General features: G+C 64.2%; 7 protein-coding genes. 4 read left to right on the top strand and 3 right to left on the bottom strand.

Annotation, left to right across the window (positions count from 1 at the left end):
- Positions 1-102: 102 nt before the first annotated feature.
- On the bottom strand, positions 103-1,602 hold the full coding sequence (locus EN750_RS11000) for an amidase (protein ID WP_127396432.1): 1,500 nt from the start codon (positions 1,600-1,602) through the stop codon (positions 103-105).
- Positions 1,603-1,753: 151 nt separating this feature from the next.
- Here EN750_RS11000 and EN750_RS10995 point away from each other — a divergent pair, with 151 nt between their 5' ends.
- From EN750_RS10995 to msrB, 4 genes are all read left to right on the top strand, one after another.
- Entirely contained in the window at positions 1,754-2,293 is a 540-nt protein-coding gene (locus EN750_RS10995) for a sigma-70 family RNA polymerase sigma factor (RefSeq protein WP_127267227.1), read from the top strand.
- Positions 2,290-3,018: an anti-sigma factor gene (locus tag EN750_RS10990; protein ID WP_127267218.1), complete on the top strand. Its 729-nt coding sequence runs from the start codon at positions 2,290-2,292 to the stop codon at positions 3,016-3,018. Before EN750_RS10995 ends, EN750_RS10990 begins: the two co-directional genes overlap by 4 nt.
- A gap of 224 nt (positions 3,019-3,242) precedes the next feature.
- Positions 3,243-3,800: a fasciclin domain-containing protein gene (locus EN750_RS10985; protein WP_127267219.1), complete on the top strand. Its 558-nt coding sequence runs from the start codon at positions 3,243-3,245 to the stop codon at positions 3,798-3,800.
- A 212-nt stretch (positions 3,801-4,012) separates the two neighbouring features.
- Positions 4,013-4,516: a peptide-methionine (R)-S-oxide reductase MsrB gene (gene msrB / locus EN750_RS10980; RefSeq protein WP_127396431.1), complete on the top strand. Its 504-nt coding sequence runs from the start codon at positions 4,013-4,015 to the stop codon at positions 4,514-4,516.
- 176 nt (positions 4,517-4,692) lie between these two features.
- Here msrB and EN750_RS10975 read toward each other — a convergent pair whose 3' ends face one another.
- Positions 4,693-6,291, bottom strand: a complete 1,599-nt coding sequence (locus EN750_RS10975; RefSeq protein WP_127396430.1) for a DHA2 family efflux MFS transporter permease subunit — start codon at positions 6,289-6,291, stop codon at positions 4,693-4,695.
- Between the two features lie 20 nt (positions 6,292-6,311).
- Positions 6,312-7,508 carry an HlyD family secretion protein gene (locus EN750_RS10970; RefSeq protein ID WP_127396429.1) on the bottom strand — a complete coding sequence of 399 codons (1,197 nt, stop codon included), beginning with the start codon at positions 7,506-7,508 and terminating at the stop codon, positions 6,312-6,314.
- Positions 7,509-7,542 lie beyond the last annotated feature (34 nt).

The raw sequence follows: 7,542 nt of genomic DNA, 5'->3' as shown, positions 1-7,542 counted from the left end.
CTTTTGGGCGACATGCATCAGGTAAGGACGGCGGCGTCTTAGCGGGAATTGGCGCCGCCCGCAAATGGCTTTGCTGTCATATTCGAGCGCTTCACGACCTCGTCATTGGGTCGGTACCATCAACGGTGCCCTGCGGCCGCGCCAACCCGAGATCTTCTCCATCTGCGCGGCGAGCGACAAAAGCGTCTCCTCGTCGCCCGGACGGCCGGCCGCCTGGACGCCGAGCGGCAGGCCGGCGTCGGTGACATGGACCGGCAGCGCGATCGACGGCTGGCCGCTGACATTCTGGATCGCGGGCCAATGGGTGAACCAGAGGCTCTTGTCCATCAGCTGGCCGAAGAATGGCTTCAGCTTCAGCAAGGGAGTGAGGTGAAGCTTGTCGAGCAGGTTTTCGATGAACTCGTCGGCGCCTTTCGGATCCATGGCGCCGCAGGCGAGCGGCGGGTGGGCAATGACCGGCATCAGCACGGCGTCGTACTGCACGGTCTCCGAAATCAGCTGCCGCGAGGCGGCATGCAGCCGCTGCAGGTCGGCATAGGTCTCGCCGGCCGACACCATTTCGCCGAAGCGGGCGAGCACCCGCGTCGCCCGCTCGATGTCGCCGGTAACGGAACGGCCGACACGCAGCGCTTCGGCCCGCATCGTGCCGGCGACTGCGGAGGCAACCGTCCTGCAGAAATCGGCGAAGAACTCGCGGCCGATAAAGGGTAGGTCGATCTCCTTGACCGTGTGGCCGCCCTCGCGGGCAAGCGCCATCGCCGTGTCGAGCGCCTTGAGCGTCTCGTCCGAGATCGGCAGGCCAAGCGGGGATTTGCGGTACACGGCCAGGCTGAGCTTGCCGGGATCGCGCGCGGCAGCGGCCGCGAACGTGCCCTTCGGCGGCAGCGCGGCATAGGGCGACAGAGGATCGGACCCATGGGTGAGGTCGAGCAGCAGCGCGCAATCACGCACCGAACGGGTGAGCGCATGGTCGACGACCATGCCGTACCAGCTTTCGCTCACCAGCGGCGTCAGCGGGGTGCGGCCGCGCGACGTCTTCAGGCCGACAAGCCCGGTGCAGGCGGCAGGCACGCGGATCGAGCCGCCGCCATCGGAGGCATGTGCCACCGGCACGACGCCGGCTGCGACCAGTGCAGCCGAACCGCCCGAAGAGCCGCCGCTGGTGTGACCGGTGTTCCACGGATTGCGGGTGATGCCGAAGGCCCTGGATTCGGTCATCAATCGAAGCCCGTGCTCCGGCGATGTCGAGGTGACGATCGGGATAAGCCCGGCAGCGAGATAGCGGTCGGTCAGCACCGAATTGACATCGGCCAGCCATGCCGGAATGCGGCTGCCGCCATGCGTCGGCACGCCCTTGATGGCGATGCCTAGATCCTTGATGGCGAAGGGAACACCGGCCAGCGGCAGCGAGGGGTCGACGGTCTTGGCGCGGGCCCGCGCGGCATCGTAGAGCGGCTCGGCCGTGGCATTGATGTCGGGACGGGTGGCCTCGGCGCGGGCGATCGCGGCGTCGGTCAGCTCGACGGCCGAAACCTCGCCCTTGCGGACCAGATCGGCGAGGCCCGCGGCATCTTCCTCCCAAAGGATCCGTTCGACCGACATGCGCGCTCCCCCATCACTGAGGGCAAGCTAGCCAGTGGCGATTCCATTGGCAATCGGTCGACGGACCCGGCTGGCGACACACAAAAGCTTAGGCGTGCACAAGGTTATTTCCGCCGTTGCAAATACATTGCAATCGCCTAACTTGCCGCAGATGACGCCGCAGGACATCACCAAGCTGATCGTCCGGACTTCGATGAAGGATCGGGCCGCGTTCGATCTGCTTTACCGGCAGACCAGCGCGAAACTTTTTGGCGTCTGTCTTCGTGTATTGAACGACCGGGGAGATGCGGAAGAAGCGCTGCAGGAAGTCTTCGTCAAGATATGGACGAAGGCGGATCGTTTTGCCGTCTCCGATCTAAGCCCGATCTCCTGGCTGGTGGCAATTGCGCGTAATCATGCGATCGATCGCATACGAGCGCGGCGCAGGCCTGCCGCCGACATCGATGCCGCGCTCGACGTGGCCGATCCGGCGCCGGGGCCTGAAGCGATGGCGGTGGCGGGAGACGAATCCGAACGTATCCACCATTGTCTCGATGAGTTGGAGAAGGACCGGGCAGCCGCCGTCCGGGGCGCCTATCTCAAGGGCGAGAGCTATGCCGAACTGGCGGAGCGCCATGGCGTGCCGCTGAACACGATGCGTACATGGCTGCGCCGCAGCCTGTTGAAACTCAGAGAATGTCTGGAAAGATGACGCTGGCAGAAGACACAGGACCGGAACGTGGAGGCGACGACCTGCTCGCCGCCGAATACGTTCTCGGCGTGCTCGATGCCGACGAACGCCAGATCGTCGCCCGCCGCATCGATGCGGATACGGTTTTTGCTCGTCTTGTCGAGGGATGGGAGGTCCGTCTCTCACCGCTGGCCGCCGCCTACCCGGAAATCGAGCCGCCGGTTTCGGTGAAGACCGCGGTCGACCGCCGGCTGTTCGCGAACGCTGCCGCCGTGACCACGCCCGCCGAATCGCGCGGCGGCCTGTGGTCCAGCCTCGCTTTCTGGCGCGGCCTTGCCGCGGCTGCGGTTGCGGCACTGGCGATTTACATTGCCGTGCCAGTCCTCAACCCGCCGGTCGAGGAGCCGCAGGCGCGCCTCGTCGCTTCGCTGGCCGCCGAAGGCAGCGACGTCAGATATCTTGCCGTCTACGACGCCGCGCATCACGAAGTCGGCCTGTCGCATGTCTCCGGTGAGCGTGCTTCCGGCAAGGACTTCGAGCTGTGGATGATCGAGGGCAAGAACCCGCCGGTCTCGATGGGCGTCATTCCGACCGGTGCTACGGCACATATCGTCGTCTCGCCGGCGGCCCAGCAGAAGCTTGCCCAGGGCGCGGTGCTTGCCGTCAGCCTCGAGCCGTCAGGCGGTTCGCCGACCGGACAGCCGACCGGACCGGTGGTCGCCGCCGGCGACCTGAAGAGCATCTGACCGGCTCTTGGCGTCGCCAGACTCAAAATAGAGTACCTGAAGTGTATCTCCCACCTTCCACGCCCGTAGACAGCATGGTAGCCGGCAAGCCGTTGCGTGGCAAAATCTCTTCGGCATCCCGGGCAAAATAAAAAATAAGAATATTTCTGAAACTCCCGCACTTCTGTTCCGTATCTCCTCGCGCCCCCAAAAATGGGAAGAGAAAACCCGAGGAGTTTGACATCATGCGTAGATACGCCACCCTTTTGCTCGCCGGTACGATCGCCGTTTCGGCCCTTGCCACCGCTGCCTATGCCGAAAACCCGATGGTTGGCGGCGCCGCGATGTATGCTAACAAAAACATCGTCGAGAACGCCGTGAACTCGAAGGACCACACCACGCTGGTCGCCGCCGTGAAGGCCGCCGGCCTTGTCGAGACACTGCAGGGCGCCGGTCCGTTCACCGTGTTCGCTCCGACCAACGAGGCCTTCGCGGCCCTTCCGGCCGGGACGGTCGAGACGCTGCTCAAACCTGAAAACAAGGACAAGCTCACCAAGATCCTGACCTGCCATGTCATCGGCGCCAAGGCGATGGGGGCGGATGTCGCCGCGATGGCCAAGGCTGACGGCGGCGCCCACAAGGTCAAGACGGTCGGCGGCTGCGAGCTGTCGCTCAAGGCCGACGGCGGCAAGGTCACCGTCACCGACGAGAGCGGCAATGTCGCCAATGTGACGATCGCCGATGTCGAACAGTCCAATGGCGTCATCCACGTCATCGACAAGGTTCTTTTGCCCAAGATGTAACAAGGGGATTGCTGCCGGCGAACTGGCAGCAAGGGCCCTCCGTCGATTGCACGATCCCGCTCCCGTGATCCGCAATTGACCCGTGCACTCCGCGCCGCCCATATTCGGATGTGGGAGGGCGCGGAGTGTTCGTTCGAGGGGGCTACCGTCACCGGCTTTTGATTTCCGCGCGGCGGTATAGTTTGGCAAAAGGACATCAGGAGGAACTGGTCATGAACCGTCGCGACTTTCTTTTGAGCGGTGCCGCCGCCATCGGCGTCGTCGGGGCCGCGGCAACGATGCTGCGCATGAGCGATCCGCAGGCAGCACAGGCCGCCGAGAAATTCGAAGTCACCAAGACCGACGCCGAGTGGAAAGCCATCCTGTCGCCGACCGCCTTCGACGTGCTGCGCAAGGAAGGCACGGAGTATCCCGGCACCAGCCCGCTGCTCAACGAACACCGTAAGGGCATCTTCGCCTGTGCCGGCTGCGACCTGCCGGTCTATTCGTCGGAGACGAAATTCGATTCCGGCACCGGCTGGCCGAGCTTCTGGCAGGAGATCCCCAAGGCTATCGGCACGACCGTGGACCGCTCGCTCGGCATGACGCGCACCGAGGCGCATTGCCGCCGCTGCGGCGGCCATCTCGGCCATGTCTTCGACGACGGTCCCGCGCCGACCGGCCTGCGCCACTGCATCAACGGCGTCGCGCTGACCTTCAAGCCCGCCACAGCCTGACAAATTCCAACTGGATATGAAAAACTCCGGGCTTGCGGCCCGGAGTTTTTTGCGCGGTCAGAGCTTTTTCGGGCGTGGACTGGAGGAGCTTCCCGAAACAGCTGCCCACGTATCTCTGTCTTGTCGCAATTCCTGACGGAAAACCGCCTTACACTTTTCCTGGAATTGCTACGGTATCAGTGGCCGCCGCCACCACCTCCACCCGCCGCCGCGGCCGGCTTTCGGATCAACATGGTGAACAGGCCAAGCGTCGCAAACAGCACCGTCAGCATGAAGAACACATCCATGAAGGACAGCAGCGCCGCCTGCTGCTGGACCATGCCCGACAGCTTGGAGATGGCGGCACTTGTCGCGTCCAGGCCGGGGGTTTGCTCGAAATTGAGCGTCATGTTCTGCAGCTTGGTCTGCGCGGCTTCACTGCCCCATTGCACATGCTCGGAGAGCCTTGCGTAGTGGAAGGCATTGCGGTCGATCAGCACGGTGTTGATCAGGGCGAGGCCAACCGCACCGCCAAGGTTGCGGGTGAGATTGAACAGGCCGGACGCATTCTTCAGCCGCTCGGGCGGCAAGGTGCCGAGCGCGATGTTGTTGATCGGCACCATGCACAGCATCATCGAACAGCCGCGCAGGATCTGCGGGATGAGCAACTCGTAGAAATCCCAGTCGGCGGTCAGATGCGTCATCCACCAGGTGCCGGTGGCGAAGCCGAAGAAGCCGATCATCATCATCAGCCGCGGGTCCATCTTGTTCGACAGGATGCCCGAGATCGGCGCGGTGAAGAACATGGCCAGGCCGCTGACGAACAGCGCCTCGCCGATCATCATCGAATCGTAGCCACGGATGCGCCCGAGATACACCGGGTAGAGATAGGTCAGGCCGTAAAGGCCGATGCCGATGACGAAGGAAAACAGCGAGCCGAAGGCGAAGTTGATGTTGGTGAAGGCCTTCAGGTCGACGATCGGCTCCTCGGCGGTGAACACCCGCCAGAAGAACAGCACCGCGCCGATGGTCATGACAATGGCGCAGATGAAGACGCCCTGGTCCTGCAGCCAGTCATTGTTGGGGCCTTCCTCGAGCACATATTCCATGCAGCCCAGGAAAGCCGCCATGCCGGCGAGGCCCCACCAGTCGAACTTGCTGAACAGCTTGAGGTTGGGCTTGTCGAAGTCGATCAGCGTCCAGGCCGCCGCTGTCACCAGGATGCCGGGTACGACATTGACCAGGAACAGCCAGTGCCAGGACATGGCATGGCTGATATAGCCGCCGACAGTCGGGCCGATGGTCGGCGCCAACGTCGCCACCAGGCCGATCATCGGCGAGACGAAGGCGCGGCGCGAGGGCGGGAAGATGGTGAAGGCAGCGGCGAAGACGCTCGGTATCATGCCGCCGCCGATGAAGCCCTGGACGGCGCGGTAGACAATCATCTGGTCGATGTTGGTGGCAGTCGCCGCCAGCGCACTGGCCGCGGTGAAGCCCGCTGCCGAGATGGTGAACAGCACCCGCGTCGACAGCATCCGGCTGAGGAAGCCCGACAGCGGGATCATCACCACTTCGGCGATCAGATAGGCGGTCTGCACCCACGGGATTTCGTCGGAGCTGGCGCTCAGGCCGGCCTGGATTTCCGACAGCGAGGCGGAGACGATCTGGATATCGAGGATGGCCATGAACATGCCGAACACCATCGCCAGGAAGGCGATGACGCGCCGCGTAGAAATGGTGTCAGGCACAGCCGGCCTCGCCGGCGGCGCTCCTGCTATCAGGGTTGCGGTTGCCATGGCATTGCTCCCGTCGCCGCTCAGTTCGCGGCCACTGGGCCCGACCCGGATGGGGCGGTGCGGCTGTCGACGGCGACGATGACGCTCAGGCCGGCGCGCAGTTTGCCGCTCTTCAGGACATCTGCCGGCACATCGATGCGGACCGGAACGCGCTGCACGACCTTGGTGAAGTTGCCGGTGGCGTTTTCGGGCGGCAGCAGCGAGAATACGGCACCCGAAGCCGGCGCCAGCGACGAGACGGTTCCCTCGAAGTCCTGGCCGTCGGTCGCATCGACCGAGATCTTGACCTTCTCGCCGGGCACCAGCCGGGCAAGCTGCGTCTCCTTGAAGTTGGCGACGATGTAGAGCTTGTCCATCGGCACGATGACGGCGAGCTTCTGGCCGGGGCTGACAAGGTCGCCCTGTTCGACCGAGCGGTTGCCGACGATGCCGTCATACGGCGCCTTGAGCACGGTGAAGGAAAGATCGCGCAGCGCCTTGTCATGGCTGAGCTGCAGGGAGGCCAGCGTGCTCGCCGATTCCGCGCGTTGCGCCTGCAGCACGCCGATATTGGCCTGCGCGGCGGCGATCTGTGCGTCGGCGCCGACAAGGGCGGCATCGGCCTGCTGGACCGCCGTCTGGGCGTCGTCCAGCTGCGCCTGCGTGCCGACATGGGTCTTGAGCAGTTGCGAGGCGCGCGCCGCGACCTTGGCCGCATTGTCGGCGGCGGCCTGATCGGCGACCTTCTGCGCCTGCGCCTGCTGCAGCGAGGCGCGCGCTGCTTCAGTCTGGGCGTCGATACGGTCGAGCGTCTTGCTCAAGGTGGCGATCTGCGCCTCGGCCTGGGCGACGGCAATCTTGTAATCGCCGTCATCGACGACGAGCAGCGGATCGCCGGCCTTGACCTGCTGGTTCTCGCTGACCTTGACCTGATCGACATAGCCGGAAATCTTGGGCGAGATGAACGCCATGTCGGCCTGGACATAGGCATCGTCCGTGGAGATCATGAAGCGGCCCGTGGTCCAGTAGTCGTAACCATACCAGGCGCCGGCGCCCAGCAAAGCAGCGCCGATGACCGGCAGCAGGAAGGAACGCACCGAACGCTTCTTCTTGGCCGGAGCCTCTGCCGGTGGCGACGAGACCGGCTGGACAGGCACTTCCGGGGCTTCCGTCGCCGGCGCAACCTTGGCGTTGGGAAAGGGACGGACTTCGGCAGTGGTCGGCGCGTTCGAGGACATGACATCTCTCTAAAGTTATAATATAATACTGAAC

Origin of the sequence: Mesorhizobium sp. M7A.F.Ca.ET.027.03.2.1 (genome assembly GCF_003999175.1) — a bacterium.
In the GTDB taxonomy this organism is placed as follows: domain Bacteria; phylum Pseudomonadota; class Alphaproteobacteria; order Rhizobiales; family Rhizobiaceae; genus Mesorhizobium.
The sequence above is the reverse complement of the archived record's forward strand: the minus strand, read 5'-3'. Positions and strand labels throughout refer to the sequence as shown.